20 protein-coding genes are annotated in these 22,256 nt (G+C 72.5%); 10 read left to right on the top strand and 10 right to left on the bottom strand.

What is annotated here, in order from left to right; all coding sequences use genetic code 11:
* Positions 1-140 precede the first annotated feature (140 nt).
* Positions 141-2,174 (top strand): ATP-dependent zinc metalloprotease FtsH, encoded by a 2,034-nt coding sequence (gene ftsH, locus ABZT12_RS00260; protein ID WP_356374778.1) that lies wholly within the window; start codon positions 141-143, stop codon positions 2,172-2,174.
* 132 nt (positions 2,175-2,306) lie between these two features.
* Positions 2,307-2,912 (top strand): GTP cyclohydrolase I FolE, encoded by a 606-nt coding sequence (folE, locus tag ABZT12_RS00255; RefSeq protein WP_356374775.1) that lies wholly within the window; start codon positions 2,307-2,309, stop codon positions 2,910-2,912.
* Positions 2,913-2,916: 4 nt separating this feature from the next.
* Here the strand turns inward: folE and ABZT12_RS00250 are convergent, their stop codons facing one another.
* From ABZT12_RS00250 to ABZT12_RS00225, 6 genes are all read right to left on the bottom strand, one after another.
* Complete coding sequence (locus ABZT12_RS00250) at positions 2,917-3,405, bottom strand: DUF3180 domain-containing protein (RefSeq protein WP_356374772.1); 489 nt, start codon at positions 3,403-3,405, stop codon at positions 2,917-2,919.
* A gap of 57 nt (positions 3,406-3,462) precedes the next feature.
* Positions 3,463-4,074, bottom strand: coding sequence for a 2-amino-4-hydroxy-6-hydroxymethyldihydropteridine diphosphokinase (gene folK, locus ABZT12_RS00245; protein WP_356374770.1), 612 nt, complete (start codon positions 4,072-4,074; stop codon positions 3,463-3,465).
* A complete protein-coding gene (gene folB / locus ABZT12_RS00240) occupies positions 4,071-4,430 on the bottom strand; it encodes a dihydroneopterin aldolase (protein WP_356374767.1) in 360 nt (119 codons plus the stop codon). Before folB ends, folK begins: the two co-directional genes overlap by 4 nt.
* A 249-nt stretch (positions 4,431-4,679) precedes the next feature.
* Positions 4,680-5,189: a nuclear transport factor 2 family protein gene (locus ABZT12_RS00235; RefSeq protein WP_356374764.1), complete on the bottom strand. Its 510-nt coding sequence runs from the start codon at positions 5,187-5,189 to the stop codon at positions 4,680-4,682.
* The gene (folP, locus tag ABZT12_RS00230; protein WP_356374761.1) at positions 5,186-6,046 is read right to left on the bottom strand and encodes a dihydropteroate synthase; all 861 of its coding nucleotides are present in this window, start codon (positions 6,044-6,046) and stop codon (positions 5,186-5,188) included. Before folP ends, ABZT12_RS00235 begins: the two co-directional genes overlap by 4 nt.
* Positions 6,047-6,143: 97 nt before the next feature.
* On the bottom strand, positions 6,144-7,955 hold the full coding sequence (locus ABZT12_RS00225) for a phosphatidylglycerol lysyltransferase domain-containing protein (protein WP_356374758.1): 1,812 nt from the start codon (positions 7,953-7,955) through the stop codon (positions 6,144-6,146).
* A gap of 226 nt (positions 7,956-8,181) precedes the next feature.
* Between ABZT12_RS00225 and ABZT12_RS00220 the strand changes: the two genes are divergently transcribed.
* Entirely contained in the window at positions 8,182-9,315 is a 1,134-nt protein-coding gene (locus ABZT12_RS00220) for an alpha/beta hydrolase-fold protein (RefSeq protein WP_356374755.1), read from the top strand.
* 81 nt (positions 9,316-9,396) lie between these two features.
* Complete coding sequence (locus tag ABZT12_RS00215) at positions 9,397-10,794, top strand: hypothetical protein (protein ID WP_356374752.1); 1,398 nt, start codon at positions 9,397-9,399, stop codon at positions 10,792-10,794.
* A 28-nt stretch (positions 10,795-10,822) separates the two neighbouring features.
* Here ABZT12_RS00215 and ABZT12_RS00210 read toward each other — a convergent pair whose 3' ends face one another.
* Complete coding sequence (locus tag ABZT12_RS00210) at positions 10,823-12,193, bottom strand: PH domain-containing protein (protein ID WP_356374749.1); 1,371 nt, start codon at positions 12,191-12,193, stop codon at positions 10,823-10,825.
* On the bottom strand, positions 12,190-12,690 hold the full coding sequence (locus tag ABZT12_RS00205; protein ID WP_356374746.1) for a PH domain-containing protein: 501 nt from the start codon (positions 12,688-12,690) through the stop codon (positions 12,190-12,192). Before ABZT12_RS00205 ends, ABZT12_RS00210 begins: the two co-directional genes overlap by 4 nt.
* 31 nt (positions 12,691-12,721) lie before the next feature.
* On the opposite strand from ABZT12_RS00205, the gene ABZT12_RS00200 reads away from it, so the two are divergent.
* Positions 12,722-13,873 (top strand): NADH-quinone oxidoreductase subunit D, encoded by a 1,152-nt coding sequence (locus tag ABZT12_RS00200; RefSeq protein ID WP_356374743.1) that lies wholly within the window; start codon positions 12,722-12,724, stop codon positions 13,871-13,873.
* Between the two features lie 21 nt (positions 13,874-13,894).
* Here the strand turns inward: ABZT12_RS00200 and ABZT12_RS00195 are convergent, their stop codons facing one another.
* Positions 13,895-14,926 carry an SAM-dependent methyltransferase gene (locus ABZT12_RS00195; RefSeq protein WP_356374741.1) on the bottom strand — a complete coding sequence of 344 codons (1,032 nt, stop codon included), beginning with the start codon at positions 14,924-14,926 and terminating at the stop codon, positions 13,895-13,897.
* Positions 14,927-15,044: 118 nt separating this feature from the next.
* On the opposite strand from ABZT12_RS00195, the gene ABZT12_RS00190 reads away from it, so the two are divergent.
* Both ABZT12_RS00190 and ABZT12_RS00185 read left to right on the top strand, forming a co-directional pair.
* Positions 15,045-16,250 carry a sensor histidine kinase gene (locus ABZT12_RS00190; RefSeq protein WP_356374738.1) on the top strand — a complete coding sequence of 402 codons (1,206 nt, stop codon included), beginning with the start codon at positions 15,045-15,047 and terminating at the stop codon, positions 16,248-16,250.
* 82 nt (positions 16,251-16,332) lie between these two features.
* Entirely contained in the window at positions 16,333-17,004 is a 672-nt protein-coding gene (locus ABZT12_RS00185; protein WP_356374734.1) for a response regulator transcription factor, read from the top strand.
* A 139-nt stretch (positions 17,005-17,143) separates the two neighbouring features.
* Here the strand turns inward: ABZT12_RS00185 and ABZT12_RS00180 are convergent, their stop codons facing one another.
* Positions 17,144-18,382, bottom strand: a complete 1,239-nt coding sequence (locus ABZT12_RS00180) for a beta-eliminating lyase-related protein (protein ID WP_356374731.1) — start codon at positions 18,380-18,382, stop codon at positions 17,144-17,146.
* Positions 18,383-18,568: 186 nt separating this feature from the next.
* On the opposite strand from ABZT12_RS00180, the gene ABZT12_RS00175 reads away from it, so the two are divergent.
* The 3 genes from ABZT12_RS00175 to ABZT12_RS00165 are packed head-to-tail and all read left to right on the top strand — an operon-like array spanning position 18,569 to position 22,253.
* On the top strand, positions 18,569-19,489 hold the full coding sequence (locus ABZT12_RS00175) for a DUF2520 domain-containing protein (RefSeq protein ID WP_356374728.1): 921 nt from the start codon (positions 18,569-18,571) through the stop codon (positions 19,487-19,489).
* Positions 19,486-20,535, top strand: a complete 1,050-nt coding sequence (gene panC, locus ABZT12_RS00170) for a pantoate--beta-alanine ligase (RefSeq protein WP_356374725.1) — start codon at positions 19,486-19,488, stop codon at positions 20,533-20,535. Before ABZT12_RS00175 ends, panC begins: the two co-directional genes overlap by 4 nt.
* Positions 20,532-22,253 carry an L-aspartate oxidase gene (locus tag ABZT12_RS00165; protein WP_356374722.1) on the top strand — a complete coding sequence of 574 codons (1,722 nt, stop codon included), beginning with the start codon at positions 20,532-20,534 and terminating at the stop codon, positions 22,251-22,253. The genes panC and ABZT12_RS00165 overlap by 4 nt, the downstream gene beginning before the upstream one ends.
* Positions 22,254-22,256: the final 3 nt, after the last annotated feature.

Below are 22,256 nucleotides of genomic sequence, written 5' to 3'. Positions count from 1 at the left end.
CCTCGCGGCGTTGGAGCATGCAGACGGGTTCGCCAGTCGTCCTGAGCGACTTCGGGCCACAATGCTGGGGTACCGTCAGAAGAACTGTCTTTATCAAACTCACTATGGCAGGAGGGACGGGGCGACTTCGCTCCGTATGGATGGACGTGAAGCGATACTTCCGTGGGCCGGTCATGTGGATCGTGCTGGCCGTCCTTGCCGTGGTCGTGTTGATGCAGGTCGTCGGCTCGTCCGGCGGCTACAAGACGGTGGACACCGGCCAGGTAGTCCAGGCGATCAACGACAACAAGGTCGAGTCAGCCAAGATCACCACAGGTGACGAGCAGACCATCAAGGCGACGCTCAAGAACGGTGTGAAGGTCGCCGGCAGCTCGAAGATCCAGGCGAGCTACATCGGCGACCAAGGCGTGACCATCGCCGACACGCTGCAGAGCAAGTACCAGGACAAGCAGATCCCGGACGGCTACACGGTCTCGCCGACGAAGCAGAACGCTTTCGTCGGAGTCCTGCTGTCCCTGCTCCCCTTCGTCCTCATCGTGGTCGTCTTCCTGTTCCTGATGAACCAGATGCAGGGCGGCGGCTCCCGGGTCATGAACTTCGGGAAGTCCAAGGCGAAGCTCATCACCAAGGACACCCCGAAGACGACGTTCTCGGACGTCGCGGGCTCGGACGAGGCCGTCGAGGAGCTCCACGAGATCAAGGAGTTCCTCCAGGAGCCGGCGAAGTTCCAGGCCGTCGGCGCCAAGATCCCCAAGGGCGTACTGCTGTACGGCCCTCCCGGCACCGGCAAGACGCTGCTGGCGCGCGCCGTCGCGGGCGAGGCCGGGGTCCCCTTCTACTCGATCTCCGGTTCCGACTTCGTCGAGATGTTCGTCGGTGTCGGTGCCTCCCGAGTGCGTGACCTCTTCGAGCAGGCCAAGGCGAACGCCCCGGCGATCGTCTTCGTCGACGAGATCGACGCCGTCGGCCGGCACCGCGGCGCCGGCCTCGGCGGCGGTCACGACGAGCGTGAGCAGACCCTGAATCAGCTGCTCGTCGAGATGGACGGCTTCGACGTGAAGGGCGGCGTCATCCTGATCGCCGCCACCAACCGGCCCGACATCCTCGACCCGGCCCTCCTGCGCCCCGGACGCTTCGACCGCCAGATCGCGGTCGACCGCCCGGACATGCAGGGCCGTCTGGAGATCCTCAAGGTTCACCAGAAGGGCAAGCCGATCGCCCCGGACGTCGACCTGTCGGCCGTAGCCCGCCGTACGCCGGGCTTCACCGGCGCGGACCTGAGCAACGTCCTCAACGAGGCCGCCCTGCTCACCGCGCGCAGCGACCGCAAGCTGATCGACAACTCCATGCTGGACGAGGCGATCGACCGGGTGGTCGCGGGCCCGCAGAAGCGGACCCGGATCATGTCGGACAAGGAGAAGAAGATCACCGCGTACCACGAGGGCGGACACGCCCTGGTCGCGGCGGCCTCACCGAACTCCGACCCGGTCCACAAGATCACGATTCTCTCGCGAGGCCGTGCTCTGGGCTACACCATGGTCCTGCCGGACGAGGACAGGTACTCGACCACGCGCAACGAGATGCTCGACCAGCTGGCCTACATGCTGGGCGGTCGCGCGGCCGAGGAACTGGTCTTCCACGACCCGACCACGGGCGCCGCGAACGACATCGAGAAGGCCACCGCGACGGCCCGCGCGATGGTCACGCAGTACGGCATGACCGAGCGCCTCGGCGCGATCAAGTTCGGCGGCGACAACACCGAGCCCTTCCTGGGCCGGGAGATGTCGCACCCGCGCGACTACTCGGAAGAGGTCGCCGCGCTCGTCGACGAAGAGGTCAAGAAGCTCATCGAGAACGCGCACAACGAGGCCTGGGAGATCCTGGTCGAGAACCGCGACGTCCTCGACGCGCTCGTGCTCCAGCTGCTGGAGAAGGAGACGCTGAACAAGGAGCAGATCGCCGAGGTCTTCGCTCCCATCGTGAAGCGCCCGGCCCGCCCCTCGTGGACCGGCTCCTCCCGCCGCACACCGTCCACCCGCCCGCCGGTGCTCTCCCCCAAGGAGCTGTCACGGGCGAACGGGGCGAACGGAGCGGGGGCCGCGATCACCGCCGGTGCGACCACCGAGACCTCTCCCTCGCTGGAGAAGTCCCCGGAGGACCGCCCCGAGAGCTGACGCGAGTCTCACACCGGCCCGGAATGGATGCCGCGCCCCCCAGGTTTTAGCCTGGGGGGCGCGGCTCTTCCGTATGCCCGCAGCTCAGACGCGTGGCCCGTCCGCGCGACCCGTACAGGAACGAGGCACCAGATGACCGACCCCGTGACGCTGGACGGCGAGGGCTCGATCGGCGTCTTCGACGAGAAGCGCGCCGAGAACGCCGTACGAGAACTGCTGATCGCGGTCGGCGAGGACCCGGACCGGGAGGGGCTCAGGGAGACGCCGGCGCGGGTGGCACGGGCGTACCGGGAGATATTCGCGGGGTTGTGGCAGAAGCCCGAGGACGTGCTGACGACGACGTTCGACCTGGGCCACGACGAGATGGTCCTGGTCAAGGACATCGAGGTGCTGAGCAGCTGCGAGCATCATCTGGTCCCCTTCGTGGGCGCGGCTCATGTCGGCTACATCCCGTCGAGCGACGGCAAGATCACGGGGCTGTCGAAGCTGGCCCGGCTGGTGGACGTCTACGCCCGTCGGCCGCAGGTGCAGGAACGGCTCACCACGCAGATCGCGGACTCCCTGATGAGCATCCTGGAACCGCGCGGGGTGATCGTCGTCGTCGAGTGCGAGCACATGTGCATGTCGATGCGGGGCGTGCGCAAGCCCGGCGCCAAGACCATCACGTCGGCCGTGCGCGGGCAGCTGCGCGACCCTGCCACCCGCAACGAGGCGATGACCCTGATCATGGCGCGCTGAGCCGCTACGCGACCGGCGCGGCCCCCGTGGTGTCGTGGTCGTCGTCCTCCGGGAGCTTGCAGACGCGCTCCAGGAAGAGGGCGGCCGCTATCACCGCGATGCCCGCGAGGACCGAGAACCCGGCGTAGATGGCCTGGTCGCGGCGGGCCGGGATGTCGAGGGACTCCAGCAGGCAGACGCCGGTGCCGCCGTACATGCCGCTGACGAGGGCGGCGACCAGGGCGCTGGCCTGGCCGAAGACGACCGCGCGGGCGGCCATCAGCGGGTCGACGCCCTTGGCGCCGGGGCGGCGCTCGCGCTGGGCCCTGAGCCGGGCCCGCAGGGAGAGCGCCGTGGCCAGCAGGACCGCGGCGATCACGGCGAGGACGATGGGGGCGGCCAGCGGGACGCTGGGCAGGGTTCCCACCGCGCTCCACAGGCGCGCGCCCGCCCAGGACAGCACCCCCGCGATGACGAACACGCCGGCCAGCACCCTGATCCGCAGCTCTTTCACGGTGTCCCTTCAGCTCCCCGGCCCGGTGGCCGCGTGTGGTCGTCTCGACCTTAACGACTACTCGGGCAGCCGGAGTTCCAGATCCTTGCGGGCCGTCACCCCGTCGCGGGTCACGTCGTGCAGCAGGTCGGCGACCGGACCGCGGCCGGGCAGCTGCGCCTCGGGCTCCACGTCGTACCAGGGGGCGAGGACGAAGGCCCGCTCGTGGGCGCGCGGGTGGGGCAGGGTGAGCGCCGGGTCGTCGGTCACGAGGTCGGCGTAGGCGACGATGTCGACGTCGAGCGTGCGCGCTCCCCACCGCTCGTCCCGTACGCGGTGGAAGGCCTCCTCGACGGCGTGCGCCCGCTCCAGGAGGGAGGACGGGGGGAGCGTGGTCTTCAGGACGACGACCGCGTTGAAGTACGAGGGCTGGCTGCCGGGGTCGACGCCCCAGGGCTCCGTCTCGTACACGGGTGAGACGGCCTTGACGCGGACGCCGGGGGTGTCCTCCAGGGCGTCGATGGCCCCCTGGAGGGTCTCCAGGCGGTTGCCGAGGTTGGAGCCGAGGGAGATCACGGCCCGCCTGGGGTTGCTGAGCGTCGTGTCGGCGGCGTCCACCTGGCGCACGACGGAGGCGGGGACCGGCTGGACGGTCGGGTCGCTGTGCCCCTCGGTGAACGAGAAGGTCATACTCGGCTCCGGGTGATGGTGACGGTCACGTCGTCGAACGGGACGGTGATCGGGGCGTCCGGTTTGTGGACGCACACCTCGATCTCCTGGACCCCCTCGTGCTTCAGGCAGGTCTGGGCGATGCGCTCGGCGAGCGTCTCGATGAGGTTCACCGGCTCGCCCTGGACGACGGCCACGACCTCCTCCGCCACGATGCCGTAGTGCACGGTCTTCGTCAGGTCGTCGTCGGCGGCGGCCGGCCGGATGTCCAGGCCCAGGACGAGGTCCACGATGAAGGTCTGGCCCTCCGCGCGCTCCTTGGGGAACACCCCGTGGTGCCCGCGGGCCTTGAGGCCGCGCAGCGCGACACGATCCACGCGAATCACTCCTGAAGTCGTCGGTGGCGGCCGGTCGAACCGCGTGCGGGGCGGTACACCGGCCTCGAACGAATCTACCCGCGGCCACTGACAGTGCCGGGTCGCGGGGGCCCGGACGCGGCCCGGGGGTCCGGAGGACGCGTCACCCGTCTGTCCGGAGGACCCGGTGGCGCGGGGGTCGGTAGCCGCCCCTACCCCCGCTTCGTGATCCCAACCACTTGTTGGTCCCGTAGGGGTACGTCCGCCTTGTCACGAGGACGAGGGCGTGTCGTCCTCGTCCTCCTCCTCGGTCTCGGCCAGTACCGGGGAGGCGTGGTGGGACCAGAGCTTCCAGCCCTCGGGGGTACGGCGGAAGACGTTGGTGGCGACGACCAGCTGGCCGACGAGCGGACCCAGCTCGTCGCTGTCCTCGGGGGCGGGACCGCCGCTGAGGATGTTCTCCGTACAGGTCACCAGGGCGGTGTCCCCGGTCACGGAGACATGGACGTCGGTGAGGAAGAACTGGATGTACTCGGTGTTCGCCATGATCAGCGCGTACGACCTGAGAACCTCGCCGCGTCCGGTCAGCACCGGCCACCCCGGGTGCACGCAGGAGATGACGCCGCTGTCGGCGGGATCGTGGTACTCCTCGTCGACGCCCAGGTCGGCGGGGGTGAGCCAGAGCGCGGAGAGCGCGTCGAAGTCGCCCTGCTCCAGGGTCTCGTAGAACGTGGTGTTGGCGCGTTCGACCTGTTCGACGTCGATGTGGGGGGCGTTCACCGGGCTCCCTCCACGGCGCGCGCGACCCGTACCGCGTCCGCGGTCGCGCGCACCTCGTGCACGCGCACCGCCCACGCTCCGGCGTGCGCCGCGAGCGCCGAGACGGCGGCCGTGGCGGCGTCGCGTTCGCGGGCGGGCGGGGGCGCGCCCTCGGGGCCGGCCAGGACACGGCCGAGGAAGCGTTTGCGGGAGGCGGCGACCAGTACGGGGTGGCCCAGGGTGTGCAGCCGGTCCAGGTGGGCGAGGAGGACCAGGTCGTGCTCGGCCTCCTTGGAGAAGCCGAGGCCCGGGTCGACGATGATGCGGTCGGCGGCGACACCGCCGGCCAGAACCGCCTCCACGCGCGCGTGCAGTTCGTCGACGACCTCGGTGACGACATCGGCGTAGACGCCCTTGACGTTGCCCCCCGACAGGAAGCCGCGCCAGTGCATGACGACGAAGGGGGCGCCCGAGTCGGCGACGACCGGGATCATCGCGGGGTCGGCGAGACCGCCGCTGACGTCGTTGACGAGGGTGGCGCCTGCCGTCAGGGCCTGCTCGGCGACCGAGGCGCGCATGGTGTCGACGGAGACGGTGACGCCCTCGGCGGTGAGGCCGCGGACCACGGGGACGACGCGTTTGAGTTCCTCGGCCTCGTCCACGCGGGCGGCACCCGGGCGGGTGGACTCGCCGCCGACGTCGACCAGGTCGGCGCCCTCCTCGGCCAGGGCCAGGCCGTGCTTGACGGCGGCGGTCGTGTCGAACCAGCGGCCCCCGTCGGAGAAGGAGTCGGGGGTGACGTTCACGACTCCCATGACCGCGCACCGGTCCCACCCCGGAAGGCCCGCCACCTGGCCGCGTCCGATCTGCTTGCTCATGCGTTCAGCGTAGGCCCCGGGGGAGGCCACAAGACCGCGCGGCCCGGCCGGAAGCCCCCGGACCGGTGGGGAGGGCGGCCGGCCGGGCCGGGACGGTTCAGGCCGCGCGCACATCCCGTTCCGCGATCCCGTGGGCGCACGGCGCGGCGACGGAGGAGCGGCGGCGCAGGAAGCGCGGCAGCGGGAGGGCGAGGTCGACGAAGCCCTCCGCCTGCATCGCGGCGAAGCCGATGCGGGGCAGGTCGCTGGAGGCGCGGTAGACGACGAAGCGGGGCTCCCAGCGGGGCTGGAACTTCGCGTTGAACTTGTACAGGGACTCGATCTGGAACCAGCGGGACAGGAAGACCAGCAGTCCGCGCCAGGCGCGCAGCACCGGGCCCGCGCCGATCTTCTCGCCGCGGGCCAGCGCCGAGCGGAACATGGCGAAGTTCAGCGAGACCTTGGTGATGCCCAGCCGGGGCGCCGCCTCCAGGGCCGCCACGATCAGCAGCTCGTTCATGCCCGGGTCGGCCGACCGGTCCCGGCGCATCAGGTCCAGCGACACGCCGTCCGAGCCCCACGGCACGAAGTGCAGGATCGCCTTCAAGTCGCCGTACTGGCCCGGGTGTTCGTCCGCCTTGTGGGCGGTGGCGATCAGGCAGTCGCCGTCGGCGGCGTCGCCGATGCGGCCGAGCGCCATGGAGAAGCCGCGCTCGGTGTCGGTGCCGCGCCAGTCCTCGGCGGCGCGCCGGATCCGCTCCAGTTCGCTCTCGCCCAGGTCACGGACACGCCGTACCCGGGTTTCGTAGCCGGCCCGCTCGATGCGCTTCACCATCTGGCGTACGTTGCGCATCGCGCGCCCGGCGAGTGAGAAATCCGCGACGTCCACCACCGCCTCGTCGCCGAGTTCCAGGGCGTCGAGTCCGGTCTCGCGGGTCCACACCTCGCCGCCCGTCTCGGAGCAGCCCATGACGGCGGGGGTCCAGGAGTGGGCCTTGGCCTCGTCCATGAACCGCTCGATGGCGCCGGGCCAGGCCTCCACGTCACCGATGGGGTCGCCGCTGGCCAGCATCACGCCCGACACGACGCGGTACGTCACCGCCGCCTTGCCGCTGGGCGAGAAGACGACCGCCTTGTCCCGGCGCAGCGCGAAGTGGCCGAGCGAGTCACGGCCGCCGTGCTTCTCCAGGAGGCCGCGCAGGTGCGTCTCGTCCTGCGGGGTGAGGCGGGCGGCGGGATGTTCGGGCCGGAAGGCGAGGTAGATCGTCGTCACGGCGGTCAGCAGGCCCAGGGCGCCCAGCGAGAAGGCGACCGTCCAGGAGGTGCTGCCCTCGTAGTCGACCGGCCCCTCGAAGCCGAACAGGCCGTACAGGACGTGCGAGATCCGGTCGGCCAGGCTCGGGTCGCCGACCATGCGCCGGGAGTGGACGCTGACGATGACCAGCCCCAGGACGAGGGAACCGGCGCCCATGAGGACGAAGTTGGCGAGCGCGCGCCAGCGGCTGCGCGGGTCGGGCAGCGCCGCGAACTCGTCGCGGTGCCGCAGCAGCGGCGCGAGCAGCGCGGCCGAGATGACGACCCCTATGAGCGAGTGCCGGTACGCGAACTGGGCCGCCGCGCCCGCCGGCAGGAGCGCCACCGCGGCGCGCCACGCCCGGCGCTTGCGCCGCCTGAGCCCGTGCGCGAGCAGCAGCAACAGCACGCCGACGCTGAGCGAGAGCGCCGCCGCGAACGGCCCGAGCGCGCCCGGCAGTACCTCGGCGAGGGAGTGCATACGGCTGTGCCGGAAGCGCGGGAACACGCCGGCCGCGATGTCCAGCAGGCCGACGATCGCGCAGGCCCTGGCGACGAGCGCGGGAACGGCCTCGGGTCGCGGAGCGCGGACTATGCGCCGCACCCGGCCCGAAGTGCCCGGAACCTCGCCCGACATTTCCCCATCTATCCTGACAGACATCGCATCCCGTAGTTCTGCGAGAGACCTTGGATCCGGGCCCCATACGGGCATCCGGCGACATTGCGCCCTCTAGGACGGTGTCCAGGGGAAGGAGGTTCCTTCCTCTCCGGAAAGCCGGTTCAAAGGCAATGGAAAGCGCCGGGCAAGGCTTCGCGAAGGTTGCGTGGCGCACGGGGCGGAAAGCGCAGGCGGGAAACAGCCCATGGGTCTCACGAGCAACAAGGCGCTGCTGCTGGCGGTCGTCCTCGCCGTACTGCTGTTCGTCGGCACGGTGTGGCTGTGGCCGCGGCTGGCGCACCGCAACTGGCGGGCCGTCAGCGGCCGGGTCGGACTCCTTCTCACCACCCAGGTGATGCTCTTCGCCTCGGTGGGCCTCGCCGCCAACCAGGCCTTCGGGTTCTACGCCAGCTGGGCGGACCTCTTCGGCAGGGAGACCGGGCAGGGCGTGGTCGTCGACCACACGGCGGGCGGCCCGGCCGGTGGCCCCCTGCACGTGGTCGACACCCAGCGGATGCGCGTCCAGGGCGGCGACGGCGGGCAGCCGCGGACGGCCGGTCAGATCCAGAAGGTCGACATACTCGGCCCTACGACGCACATCGCGACCCCGGCCTTCGTGTACCTGCCACCGGAGTACTTCCAGCCGCAGTACCGCGCCCGGACGTTCCCGGCAGCCGTCGTGCTCACGGGGTACCCGGGCACCGCCCAGGCGCTCGTCGACAAGCTGCGCTATCCCCGCACGGCCCTCGGTCTCGCCAAGGACGGCCGTATGCAGCCGATGATCCTGGTGATGCTGAGACCGACCGTGGCGCCGCCCCGGGACACCGAGTGCGTGGACGTCCCCGGCGGGCCGCAGACCGAGTCGTTCTTCGCCAAGGACCTGCCCGACGCCGTGATGGCCCACTACAGGGTGGGCAGAAAACCCGGCAGCTGGGGCATCATCGGCGACTCCACGGGCGGCTACTGCGCGCTGAAACTCGCCCTGCACCACCCCGGGACGTACGCGGCGGGCGTCGGCCTGTCGGCGTACTACAAGGCACCCGTCGACCCCACCACGGGCAACCTCTTCCAGGGGGACCGCGCCCTGCGCGACGAGGCCGACCTGCGGTGGTTCATCAAGCACCGGCACGCATCCGACACCTCACTCCTCGTCAGCAGCAGCAAGGTCGGCGAAGCCAACTACAAGGCCACCCTCAAGTTCATCGCCGAGGTGCGGTCGACCCACGCCACCCGCATCGCGTCGATCATCCTGGACAGCGGCGGCCACAACTTCAACACCTGGCGCCGGGAGATCCCGGCGGCCCTCCAGTGGATGAGCGGACGGCTCAGCGACCAGTGAGGCGGGACGACGCACGGGGGGTGGCTGGGTTTTTAGCGCGCGGGGCACCATCATTCGCCTACGCGCGGTAAGTTTCTGGCCATGCCACGTGGACGTCATCGTCATTCCCCGCCGTTGCACCGGCTGTTGCCTCCCTCGGCGATCGCGGGCGTGTCGCTCGTCTGCGCCTTCGGCCCCTGGTTGTTCCGAGAACCCGCCGTGCTCCGTGTCGTCGCGGCCGTCGCCGCGGCGACGGCGGTGGTCGGCGCGGCGGTCATGCGCCGCTGGGACGCGCAGGCGGGCAGGCAGGTCGCCGACCTCGCACGCGCGCGTGCGGGCGACGAGTGGCGTCACGAGGAACGGGTCGCCGAGCTGGAGGCCGACCTGGAGGAGTCGCGCGAGCTGCGCGTCAAGATGGAGCAGAAGCTGCGCGCCAAGCGCACCGAGCTGGCGGGGCTGCGCAACGAACACGCGGCGCTGCTGCGCCGGTACGCCACGGCGGAGACCGAGCGCGCGACCGCCCTGGAAGGCCGCCGGCTGCTGGAGATAGAGGCGGCGCCCGCGCCCGAGACGGACGAAGCCGACCTGGACATGGACGACGCCGAGGCCGTGGCCGCCCCGGACGACGTCGACTCCGAAGCCGAAGCCGAAGCCGAGGCCGACCTCGACGTCGACTCCGAGACCGACGAGGAGGAGCCGGCGGTTCCCGCGGTGTTCTCTCCGGCGGGCTCCCAGCTGTTCCTGCGGGCGAAGGCGGCGCTGGTCCGCTTCGACGACGACAAGGGGCCCGCACCGAAGCCCTCCGTCGATGTGGACGGGCAGGACGAGAAGGACGACCAAGAAGACCAAGAAGACCCGGACGACGACCCAGAAGGCGCGCGTGCCGCTGAACGCGTAGGAGCGGCAAGGGAGTTGACCGAGGCGAAGGCCACCGACGCTGAGGCCGAGGCCGAGGCCGAGGCCGATTCGGAGTCCGGCGCCGAGGACGAGACCGAGATCGACGCGGAGGCCGACACCGTGGCCGCGGCCGATGCCGATGCCGAAGTCGATGTCGATGCCGACGCCGATGCCGAGGGTGACGTCGTCCCGGAGGGCGAGGTGCCGGGAAAGCCCGAGGCGGTCGACGCGCGTGAGCACGCGGCCGCCGGCTCCGCGGTCGCCAAGCCCGCCAAGTCCGCGCAGCCGTCGGGGCACTTCACCGTGCCGACCGCGGTGGCCGTCGTACCGGCCGCTCCCGCGCGCCGTCCGCTCGTCGAGGGCGGATTCGACTTCTTCGGTACGCAGAAGGGCTCCGGGGCCGCGGTCCTGGACGCCGTGCACAACGAGGACCTCGCCGACGTCGTGGGCCAGGAGGCGCTCGCGGTGCACAAGGCGGAGTCCGAGGCGCAGTTCAAGCCGGCCGACGAACGGTCGCGCGGGGTCGGCCAGGTCATCGACCTGACCGCGCACGACGAGACGGAACAGATCAACCTGCACCGGCTGCGCAGCGCCGCCTCCTGAGTGGAGCGCGGCCGGGGGCGGCCGGGTCTCAGGCCATCCAGCGGTCCGGCCGGGCGGAGCGGCGCCCGGTGCGGGACCGCTCCGCCTGCGCCCGAAGCAGCTCCGCGGCCTCCTGAGCGTCCCTCAGCCGCGCTCTGACGGTCTTGCCCGCCCCCGTGTCCACCCGCACCTCCGCGAGCCGCCAGAGCCGCCCCCACGGCCCCTGCACCAGCCGTACGCTCTGCACCTTCGCGTGCGGAACCAGCGACAGATTCCGGCGCAGCAGCCCGTGCCGCGCCGCGAACACCGTGTCGGTGACCGCGAGGCCGTACCCCCGCCACCACAGCGGTACGCAGCGGCCGGCCCGGCGGGGCGGCCGGGACAGCTCGGCCGGCGAGGGCACGGTCACACCGGGCAGCACGCGCGCGACGACCGCCGCGGCGACCTCGCGGGAGGCGACCGGCACCAGCACGGAGTTGGCCGAACCGGCGACGTCCAGCTCGACCCGTACCCGCCCTCCGCCGCTCCCGGCCCCGCCCGACCGGTGGGCACCCCAGCGCCGCCACAGCAGCGGTTCCACGATCCGTACGGTCTGCACCCGCCCGGGCGGCACCGTCTCGTGCGTCCGGTCCAGCAGTCCGTGGTCGATGCGCAGCCCGTCCGGGGACTCGCTCACCGTCCAGTCGAACTCGCCGACGAACCGCCCCACACTGCTCGCGCCGGCCGCGCCCAGCAGCGGCAGGGCGGTGGCGAGGACCGTCCACACGCTGTGGGTGGCCAACCAGAGCAGCGGCGGGACGACGAGGGCGGCGGCCAGGGAGCCCCAGGTCGCCCCGGTGAGCACCAGGGAGACCGCGAGGACGCCCGGCTGCACGCGCAGCAGCTGCCGCGCGGGCGCCTCGCCCACCTCGTGTGCCGTCTCGGGCGCGAACCCGGCCGCCCGGGCAAGCAGTTCGGCCCGCAGCGCCCGCGCCTCGTCCTCGCCCAGGAAGGCGAGTTCGTCCTTCTTGTCGGTCCCTACGACGTCGAGTTTCAGCTTGGCGACACCCGCCACCCGGGCGAGCAGCGGCTGGGTCACGTCGACCGCCTGGATGCGCTCCAGCCGGATGTGCGCGGTGCGCCGGTACAACAGGCCGGTGCGGATGCGCAGTTCGCTGTCGGTCACCGAGAAGTGGGTGAACCACCAGGTGAGGAACCCGTACAGGGCGGCGGCCGGCACGAGCACGGAGAGGCCGATCAGCAGGGTGACGGTCGTCAGCCGGGTCAGCTGCTCCTGCGCCTGGTCGGGGTCGTGCATCGCCCACCCGATGATGACGGCGACCGGCGCCCACGCCCGGCGCAACGGCGTCACCGGGTGGAGCCGCCGCTCCCCGGCGTGCGCTCCGGCGGGAACGCTCCCTTCGGCGCCCGGCGTCGTCACAGCCCGGCCGATCGGGCCTCGCCCAGCTCGGTGAGGCGGTCGCGCAGCCGCTCGGCCTCCGCCGGGTCGAGCCCGGGGATGGTCGCGTCGGTGGCGGCGGCCGCCGTGTGCAACTGCACGGTGGCCAGGCCGAAGTGGCGTTCGACCGGCCCGGAGGTCACCTCCACGAGCTGCATCCGCCCGTACGGAACGATCGTTTCGGCACGCCACAGCACGCCCCGGCTGATCAGCAGGTCGTCGGCGCGCTCGGCGTACCGCCAGGAGCGCCAGTTGCGGCCCAGCCCCACCCAGCCCCAGACGATCAGGACGGCCGGCAGCAGCGCGAAGGCCGCCCAGCCGGGCCCCGCGAACAGCCCCAGGAGCACGCCCGCGGCCACCGCCAGCAGCCCCAGCCAGACCACCAGGAGCAGTCGGCGCATCGTCAGCAGTCCCGGTGGCAGTCCGGTCCACACCGGCTCGCCGACGGCGTCGTCCTGGGAGGCAGTCCCCGTTTCCATGACGTAAGCGTACGTACGAGAGACTGTGTTCATGACTCCCACGACGGAGACCACGGTCGGGGTCGGCGGCGCGGCGGAGAGCACCGACATGGTGCTCAACATCGGCCCCCAACACCCCTCCACCCATGGCGTGCTGCGGCTGCGGCTCGTTCTCGACGGCGAGCGGATCCAGCGCGCGGAGCCGGTGATCGGCTATATGCACCGGGGCGCGGAGAAGCTCTTCGAGGCGCGCGACTACCGGCAGATCATCATGCTCGCCAACCGCCACGACTGGCTGTCGGCCTTCTCGAACGAGCTGGGTGTGGTCCTCGCCGTGGAGCGGATGCTCGGCATGGAGGTGCCCCCGCGCGCGGTGTGGACGCGCACGCTGCTCGCCGAGCTGAACCGGGTGCTGAACCACCTGATGTTCCTGGGGTCCTACCCCCTGGAACTGGGCGGGCTCACCCCGGTCTTCTACGCGTTCCGCGAGCGCGAGGTGCTGCAGAACGTCATGGAGGAGGTCTCCGGCGGACGGATGCACTACATGTTCAACCGGGTCGGCGGACTCAAGGAGGACCTGCCGGCGGGATGGTTGGCACGCGCGCGTGAGGCCGTCGCCGCCGTGCGCTCCCGCATGGACCGGTTCGACGACCTGGTGCTAGGCAACGAGATCTTCCAGGGGCGCACGCGGGGCGTGGGGGTGCTCTCGGCGGAGGCGGTGCACGCGTACGGCGTGAGCGGGCCCGTCGCGCGCGCCTCGGGCGTCGACTTCGACCTGCGCCGGGACGAGCCCTACCTGGCCTACGGCGACCTCCAGGACACCCTCAAGGTGGTCACCCGCCAGGAGGGCGACTGCCTCGCCCGCTTCGAGGTGCTGCTGGAGCAGACCCACAACGCCCTCGACCTCGCCGACGCGTGTCTCGACCGGCTCGCCGAACTGCCGCCCGGGCCGGTCAACCAGCGGCTGCCGAAGGTGCTGAAGGCGCCCGAGGGGCACACGTACGCGTGGACGGAGAACCCGCTCGGGATCAACGGCTACTACCTCGTCAGCAAGGGCGAGAAGACCCCGTACCGGCTGAAGCTGCGCTCGGCGTCGTACAACAACATCCAGGCGCTCGCCGTGCTGCTGCCGGGGACGCTGGTCGCGGACATGGTGGCGATCCTGGGGTCGCTGTTCTTCGTGGTCGGGGACATCGACAAGTAGGGGCGGTCCCGGGTGCCGCGGTCACCGGGGCGGTCGGCCGGGGAGCGGATCCGCGATGCCCACCGGCTGGAGGAGCCAGCCGAAGTCGCCGAGACCGCCCGGGGCGGTGAGTTCGGCGGCTGCACCGGCGCTCGCGAGGGAGCGCAGGTACTCGGCGGGACGGGTGGACGCCAGCGCGAGCGGAGGGCGTGCGCCGGTGATCCCCAGGGCGTGCAGGGCCTCGCGTTGCGGAAGCAGGCGAGCGCCGGGTGGTGCACCCGTCGGCGCGGCAGCGCACGCGTCCAGGGCGACATGCGCCGTGATGTCGCGCGACCCGTCCGGTACGGCCGCCGTCTCGCGCCCCGCGCGGAAGCCGGTGAGCGTCCCGAACAGGGGGCGCGCATCAATGGTGTGCGCGTAGTCGACGGCCACCGCGAGCCCCCGGTCGACCGTGCCCACGGCGGACGCCCACGCCGCGTCCCGGGGGAGCCCGATCTCGGCGCGGGCCCCCTCCTCAGGCGGCAGCGGCCACCACCGGGCGAGCCACTCGGCGTCCGCACCGGCGACCGGTTCCCCGAGCCGCTCGGTGCCGTCCTCCCGTACGAGCACGTACCGGGGTACGCCTGCCGCGTCGGTCTGCGCCACCTCCACGGGTACGTTGTCCAGCCACTCGTTGGCGAACAGCAGCCCGGTGATCCCGTGCGGAGGCGCGCTCCGCCAGTCGATCCGCCGGTCGAGGGCGGCGGGCCGGTCGGCGATCTCGACGGCGCACGCGCGCGTGCGGGCCGCCACGTCGGCGGGCAGCGCGGCGAGCACCCCGGTCACCAACTCACCCCGGCCCGCCCCCATGTCGACGAAGTCGAGCGCCTCGGGCCGCTCCAGCGCCTCGTCCACCCGACGCAGCAGCCGCGCCACGGCGCCGGCGAAGAGCGGCGAGGCGTGCACCGACGTACGGAAGTGCGCGCCCGGCCCCTCGGCCCCTCGGTAGAAACCACCGGGCCCGTAGAGCGCCGTCTCGGTCGCGGCCCGCCACCCCTGCCACTCCCGCGACCCGTCCGCCGTGTCCTTCGTCACCGGGCCAGGCTATGCGCGGAGGAGAAGGGGGCCTCCACCTTGGGGAGTACGCGGATCGGTTCCGGATCGACCCTCCGGTTGACCCATGCACACATCACCCTTCCCTACGCTGGGGCACGTGCAACGCCTCTACGACTTCCTCCGCAGACACCCGACATGGGTCGACGGCTTCTGGGCCGTCTTCCTGCTGGGGCTGAGTGGCGTGACGATCGCGAGCGCCGGCTGGTCGACGAACCGTCATGGGACGGCCGCCGGCGCGCTCGCGGTCTCGGCCGTGATGTCCGTGGTGATCGCGCTGCGCCGCCGCCGGCCGGAGGCGATGCTCGTGCTCGCCGGGGCGACCGGGCTGGCGCAGCTGATCCTCGACATCGAGGTCGGGGTCGCCGATTTCGCCATGCTGGTGATCGTCTACACGGTCGCCGCGATCGGCGCCCGCTGGGCCTCCCGCTCCGCCCTGGCCGCGGGCCTGACGGCGGCCACCCTCTCGGAGATCCGCTGGCCGCAGGAGCACTCCAGCGCCCTCGGGCACGTGGCGATAGCGGTCTTCCAGACGGTGCCGTTCGCGCTCGCCTGGGTGCTCGGCGACTCGGTGCGCACCCGGCGTGCCTACTTCGCGCAGCTGGAGGAGCGGGCCACCCGCCTGGAGAGGGAGCGCGAGGCGCAGGCCAAGGTCGCCGTCGCCGCCGAACGGGCCCGGATCGCGCGCGAACTGCACGACGTCGTCGCGCACAACGTGTCGGTGATGGTGGTGCAGGCCGACGGCGCCGCCTACGTCCTCGACTCCGCCCCGGACCAGGCGAAGAAGGCCCTGGAGACCATCTCCTCGACCGGCCGTCAGGCGCTCGCCGAGATGCGCCGGCTGCTGGGCGTGCTGCGCACCGGCGAGCACAAGGAGGCCGGCGAGTACGTGCCGCAGCCGGACGTCGAGCAGATCGACGAGCTGATCGAGCAGTGCCGCACCTCCGGCCTGCCCGTCGACTTCAAGGTCGAGGGCACCCCGCGCCCGCTGCCGAGCGGCGTCGAGCTCACGGCGTACCGGATCGTGCAGGAGGCGCTCACCAACACCCGCAAGCACGGCGGCCCCAACACGGGCGCCAGCGTGCGCCTGGTCTACTTCGACGACGGCCTCGGACTGCTGGTCGAGGACGACGGCAAGGGCGCCCCGCACGAGTTGTACGAGGAGGGCGGCGCGGACGGCCAGGGGCATGGCCTGATCGGCATGCGCGAGCGGGTCGGCATGGTCGGCGGCACCCTGGACGCGGGCCCGCGGCCCGGCGGCGGGTTCCGGATCAGCGCGCTGCTGCCGCTGAAACCCGCGCTGTGACGGCCGACGCCTTTCGCACGCTCCGTACTGACACCTGTCAGGACCCGCACTCCCAACCGCCGACCGAACGGAAGATGACCCGATGACGATCCGCGTGATGCTCGTCGACGACCAGGTGCTGCTGCGCACCGGGTTCCGGATGGTGCTCGCCGCCCAGCCGGACATGGAGGTCGTGGCGGAGGCCGGGGACGGGGTCGAGGCCCTTCAGGTCCTGGCGGCGACCGCGGTCGACGTGGTGCTGATGGACGTCCGGATGCCGAAGCTGGACGGCGTGGAGACCACCCGCCGCGTCTGCCAGGGCGAGAACCCGCCCAAGGTGCTGATCCTGACCACCTTCGACCTGGACGAGTACGCCTTCTCCGGGCTCAAGGCGGGCGCGTCCGGATTCATGCTCAAGGACGTGCCGCCCGGCGAACTGCTCACCGCCATCCGCTCGGTGCACAGCGGGGACGCGGTGGTGGCGCCCTCGACGACCCGGCGGCTGCTGGACCGCTTCGCCCCGCTGCTGCCGGCCGCCGGCAAGGAGCCGCGGCACAAGGAACTGGAGCGCCTCACCGGCCGGGAGCGCGAGGTCATGATCCTCGTCGCCCAGGGACTGTCCAACGGGGAGATCGCGGCCCGGCTGGTCCTGTCGGAGGCCACCGTGAAGACCCATGTGGGCCGCATCCTCACCAAGCTCGGGCTGCGGGACCGCGTCCAGGTGGTCGTCCTGGCCTATGAGACGGGGCTGGTGCGGGCGGGCGGCCACGGCTGAGCGGAACTGCCTGGAGGGGACTGCCCCGGAGGGGACCGGCCCGTAGGGAACTGCCTGGAGGGGGCCGGCCCCGGCCGGGTGGGGGCTCGCACCGAGGGGCGGCCGGGGCCGTGCCCCGCCCGCCCCCGCCGGCGTCCGGTCAGGTCCCCGTCTCCTCCTTCAGACGGGACACGAACTCCGCGACCGCCGTCCGCACGTCGTCGGCCGTCCACTCCATACCGGCGGCGCGTACGTCGACCTCGGCGACCGCCAGCCCCGGGCCCCGCTGGTCCCAGGCGCCCGAGAACAGGGCGACTCCCGTCTCCTCGGCCTGCCGGATCGCGGCCTCGGAGACGGCGTCGGTGTCGTACGGCAGCCAGACCTGGAACTCGTTGGTGTGCGGCCGCTCGGGGTGGACGCGCATCCACGGCACGCCCGCTTCCGCGAACCCCTGGCGCAGCGCCTCGGCGACCACGCGCGCGTGGGCCACGTATGCGGGCAGTCGGGGCAGCTCGCGTTCCAGGCCGGCGAGGGCCGACAGCACGGTGGGGAACTGCTGGAAGACCATGCCGCCGTAACGGTGCCGCCAGACCCGTGCCTCGTCGATCAGCGTCTTCGGGCCGGCCAGGGCCGCGCCGCCGAAGCCGTCGAGGGACTTGTAGAACGAGACGTAGACGCTGTCCGCGAGGTCCGCGATCTCGTCCAGGGGACGGCCGAAGTGGGTCGTGCACTCCCACAGGCGGGCGCCGTCGAAGTGGACCACCGCGTCCCGCTCGCGCGCGGCCTCGACGACCTCCGTCAGCTCCTCCCAGGAGGGCAGGACGAAACCGGCGTCCCGGAGGGGCAGTTCGAGCATCAGCGCCCCGAAGGGCTCCCCGAAGTCGCGCACCTCGTCGGCGGTCGGCAGCCGCGGCTCGCTCGTCAACCGCACCGGTCGCACTCCGCTGACCTGGCTGAACGCGTTCCGCTCATGCACCTCGGGGTGGGCCAGCGCGTGCAGGGCCACGGTCGGGACGCCGGTGCGCCCGGCCCAGCAGCGCAGGGCGATCTGCTGCGCCATGGTGCCCGTCGGGAAGAAGGCGGCCGCCTCCTTGCCGAGCAGTCCGGCGACCTTCTTCTCCAGGGCCTCGACGATCCCGTTGCCGTACATGTCCGACGACTCGTCCAGGTCGTAGAGGTCCGGTGCCCGGTCCAGGACGGCGAGCCGCTCCCGGAGGGTGTCCAGATAGCCGGGACGCGAGAGCACCCGCTTCGCGCTCCGGTGCGCGCCGACGCGCCGCTTACGGCGCTCCTTGACGCGCTCCTCGTCGGCCGCCCGGTCCGTGGTCGGGCCGGCCGCCCGATCCGTCGGGCCAGTCGGCCCGGGCCGTTCTCCGTCGTGCTCCACCGCATCGCTCATGCCCCGGATGATGCACCGTGGCGGCCGGCCCGGGCATCCGGATTTCCGCCCGCCCCCGCGTCGTCCGGGGGTCGCGCGGAAACCCACAGCCTGTGGACAACCCACCGCCCCTCCAACCGATCGCGTTAACATGACGAGAAATCGTCCGGTACCCGGAGCGGACTGGAACGGGAAGGCCGCAGTCGCGTGAGTACTCTCCAACAGCCAGACCCCAAGGACCGCCCCGCGCGGCTCACCGTCGGCGTCGTCGGCGCCGGTCGGGTGGGACCCGCGCTGGCCGCGTCCCTGCAACTCGCCGGGCACCGTCCGGTCGCCGTGTCGGGAGTCTCCGACGCCTCGAAGCGACGGGCCGCGCTGCTCCTGCCCGACGTGCCGCTCGTCACCCCGGCCCAGGTCCTGGAGCGTGCCGACCTGGTGCTGCTCACCGTCCCCGACGACACCCTGCCCGCCCTGGTGGAGGGCCTCGCCGACACCGGGGCCGTACGGCCGGGACAGCTCCTCGCCCACACCTCCGGGCGGTACGGCGCGAAGGTCCTCGACCCGGCCCTGCGCGCGGGCGGGCTGCCGCTGGCCCTGCACCCCGCGATGACCTTCACGGGCACCCCGGTCGACGTGCAGCGGCTCGCCGGGTGTTCCTTCGGGGTCACCGCGCCGGACGAGCTGCGGCTGGCCGCCGAGGCCCTCGTGATCGAGATGGGCGGCGAGCCCGAGTGGATCGCCGAGGAGAGCCGCCCGCTCTACCACGCGGCCCTCGCGCTGGGCGCCAACCACCTGGTGACGCTGGTCGCCCAGTCCATGGAGCTGCTGCGCACGGCCGGCGTGGAGGCCCCCGACCGGATGCTCGGCCCCCTGCTGGGCGCCGCCCTGGACAACGCCCTGCGCTCCGGCGACGCGGCCCTCACCGGCCCGGTCGCGCGCGGCGATGCCGGCACGGTGGCCGCGCACATCGCCGAGCTGCGTCAGCACGCCCCGCAGGCCGTCGCCGGCTATGTGGCGATGGCGCGGGCGACCGCGGACCGTGCCCTGGCGCACGGTCTGCTCAAGCCGGAACTCGCCGAGGACCTCCTGGGCGTACTCGCCAACGGCACCGAAGGAGCCGCCGGATGACCGCCACCCTGCTGCGCACCGCCGACGAACTCCACGCACGCACGCGTGCCGGCCGTCGCGCCGTGGTGATGACCATGGGTGCCCTGCACGAGGGCCACGCCACGCTGGTCCGCACCGCCCGCGAGCTCGCCGGACCGGACGGTGAGGTCGTCGTCACCGTCTTCGTCAACCCGCTCCAGTTCGGCGCGGGCGAGGACCTGGACCGCTATCCGCGCACCCTCGACGCCGACCTCAAGATTGCTCAACTGGCGGGCGCCGACGTCGTGTTCGCCCCCTCCGCCGACGAGGTCTACCCGGGCGGCGAACCCCAGGTCCGGATCAGCGCGGGCCCCATGGGCACCCGCCTGGAGGGCGCCTCCCGCCCCGGCCACTTCGACGGCATGCTCACCGTCGTCGGCAAACTGCTCCACCTCACCCGTCCCGACACGGCCCTCTTCGGCCAGAAGGACGCCCAGCAACTCGCCCTGATCCGCCGCATGGTGCGCGACCTGAACTTCGGCGTCGAGATCGCCGGCGTCCCGACCGTCCGCGAGGCCGACGGTCTCGCCCTCTCCAGCCGCAACCGCTATCTGTCACCCCGGGAGCGGCGCACCGCGCTCGCGCTCTCCCAGGCCCTGTTCGCGGGCCGGGACCGGCACGCGGCGCAGGAGGCGTTGCGCGCGCGAGCGCTCGAAGTGCCCGCCACCCACGCGCGTGCCGAGGCGCTCAGCGCCCTCGGGGAGTCCCGCGCGGCGGCCGACGCCCACGCCGTCGCCAAGTCCCACTCCGGGCCCGCGGACGGCCCTGCCGAGGGCGGTACGCGCCACTCCTCCGCATGCGGCCCGGCCGCCGTCCGTGCCGCCGCCCGCCTGGTCCTCGACGACGCGGCCCGGCTGGACCCGCCGCTCGCCCTGGACTACCTCGCCCTGGTCGACCCCTCCGACTTCACCGACATCGGGGACGGCTTCACCGGCGAGGCCGTCCTGGCCGTCGCCGCCCGGGTCGGCACGACCCGGCTGATCGACAACATCCCACTCACTTTCGGATCCCCCGGAGCCGCCTCGTGACCAGCACAGGCATAAGACTGCACGCGCCCGCCCCCGGGTGGTCCATCGCCGCCGACGTGGTGGTCGTCGGCTCCGGGGTGGCCGGTCTGACGGCGGCCCTGCGGTGCCAGGCGGCCGGTCTGCGGACGGTCGTCGTCACCAAGGCGCGGCTCGACGACGGCTCGACCCGCTGGGCGCAGGGCGGTATCGCCGCCGCCCTGGGCGAGGGCGACACCCCCGAACAGCACCTGGACGACACCCTGGTCGCGGGCGTGGGCCTGTGCGACGAGGAGGCCGTACGGCTTCTCGTCACCGAGGGTCCGGACGCCGTACGCCGACTGATCGAGACCGGCGCCCACTTCGACGAGTCCTCCGAAGGCAGCCTGGAACTCACCCGCGAGGGCGGCCACCACCGCCGCCGGATCGCGCACGCGGGCGGCGACGCCACCGGCGCCGAGATCTCCCGGGCGCTCGTCGAGGCGGTACGCGCGCGTGGACTGCGCACCGTCGAGAACGCGCTCGTGCTGGACCTGCTGACAGACGCCGAAGGCCGTACGGCGGGCGTCACGCTGCACGTCATGGGCGAGGGCCAGCACGACGGGGTGGGCGCCGTGCACGCCCCGGCGGTGGTGCTCGCCACCGGGGGCATGGGACAGGTCTTCTCGGCGACCACCAACCCCTCCGTCTCCACCGGCGACGGCGTCGCCCTCGCCCTGCGCGCGGGCGCCGAGGTCAGCGATCTGGAGTTCGTGCAGTTCCACCCGACCGTGCTGTTCCTGGGCGCGGACGCGGAGGGCCAGCAGCCCCTGGTCTCCGAAGCGGTACGCGGCGAGGGCGCCCACCTGGTCGACGCCGACGGGGTGCGCTTCATGACCGGCCAGCACGAACTGGCCGAACTGGCGCCCCGGGACATCGTCGCCAAGGGCATCACGCGCCGGATGCAGGAGCAGGACGCCGAGCACATGTTCCTCGACGCCCGGCACTTCGGCGCCGACATGTGGGAGCACCGCTTCCCGACCATCCTGGCCGCCTGCCGCGCCCACGGCATCGACCCGGTCACCGAGCCCGTCCCGGTCGCCCCGGCCGCCCACTACGCCTCCGGGGGCGTACGCACCGACTCCAGGGGCCGTACGACCGTCCCCGGCCTGTACGCGTGCGGCGAGGTCGCCTGCACCGGCGTGCACGGCGCGAACCGGCTTGCCTCCAACTCCCTCCTGGAGGGCCTCGTCTACGCCGAGCGCATCGCCGCAGACATCGTGGCCGGCCACGACGCCGCCGGCGACGCCCCGCACGCGCGCGTGCCGGAGCCCGTCGTACACCCCGGGAAGCCCGCGCACCCGCTGCTCGCCCCGGAGGCCCGCTTCGCGATCCAGCGGATCATGACGGAGGGCGCGGGCGTCCTGCGCTCCGCGGACTCCCTCGCCCGGGCCGCCGGACTCCTCCACCGGCTGCACGCCGACGCGCGGGACGCCCTGGCGGAGAACGGCAAGACCGCGGAGCCCGGCGTCGACACCTGGGAGGCCACCAACCTGCTGTGCGTGGCCCGCGTCCTGGTGACCGCGGCCCTCCGCCGCGAGGAGACCCGCGGCTGCCACTGGCGCGAGGACCACGCCGAGCGCGACGACAGCGCCTGGCGCCGGCACATCGTCGTACGGCTGAATCCCGACCGGACGCTGGCCGTACACACCACCGACACCGCAGACTTCCCCCCGACCCTCCAGCGCCCCCAGGAGCAGTGACAG

The organism is Streptomyces sp. NPDC005423, from assembly GCF_040606415.1.
Classification (GTDB): Bacteria; Actinomycetota; Actinomycetes; order Streptomycetales; family Streptomycetaceae; genus Streptomyces.
This window is presented reverse-complemented; position numbering and strand designations above follow the sequence as displayed.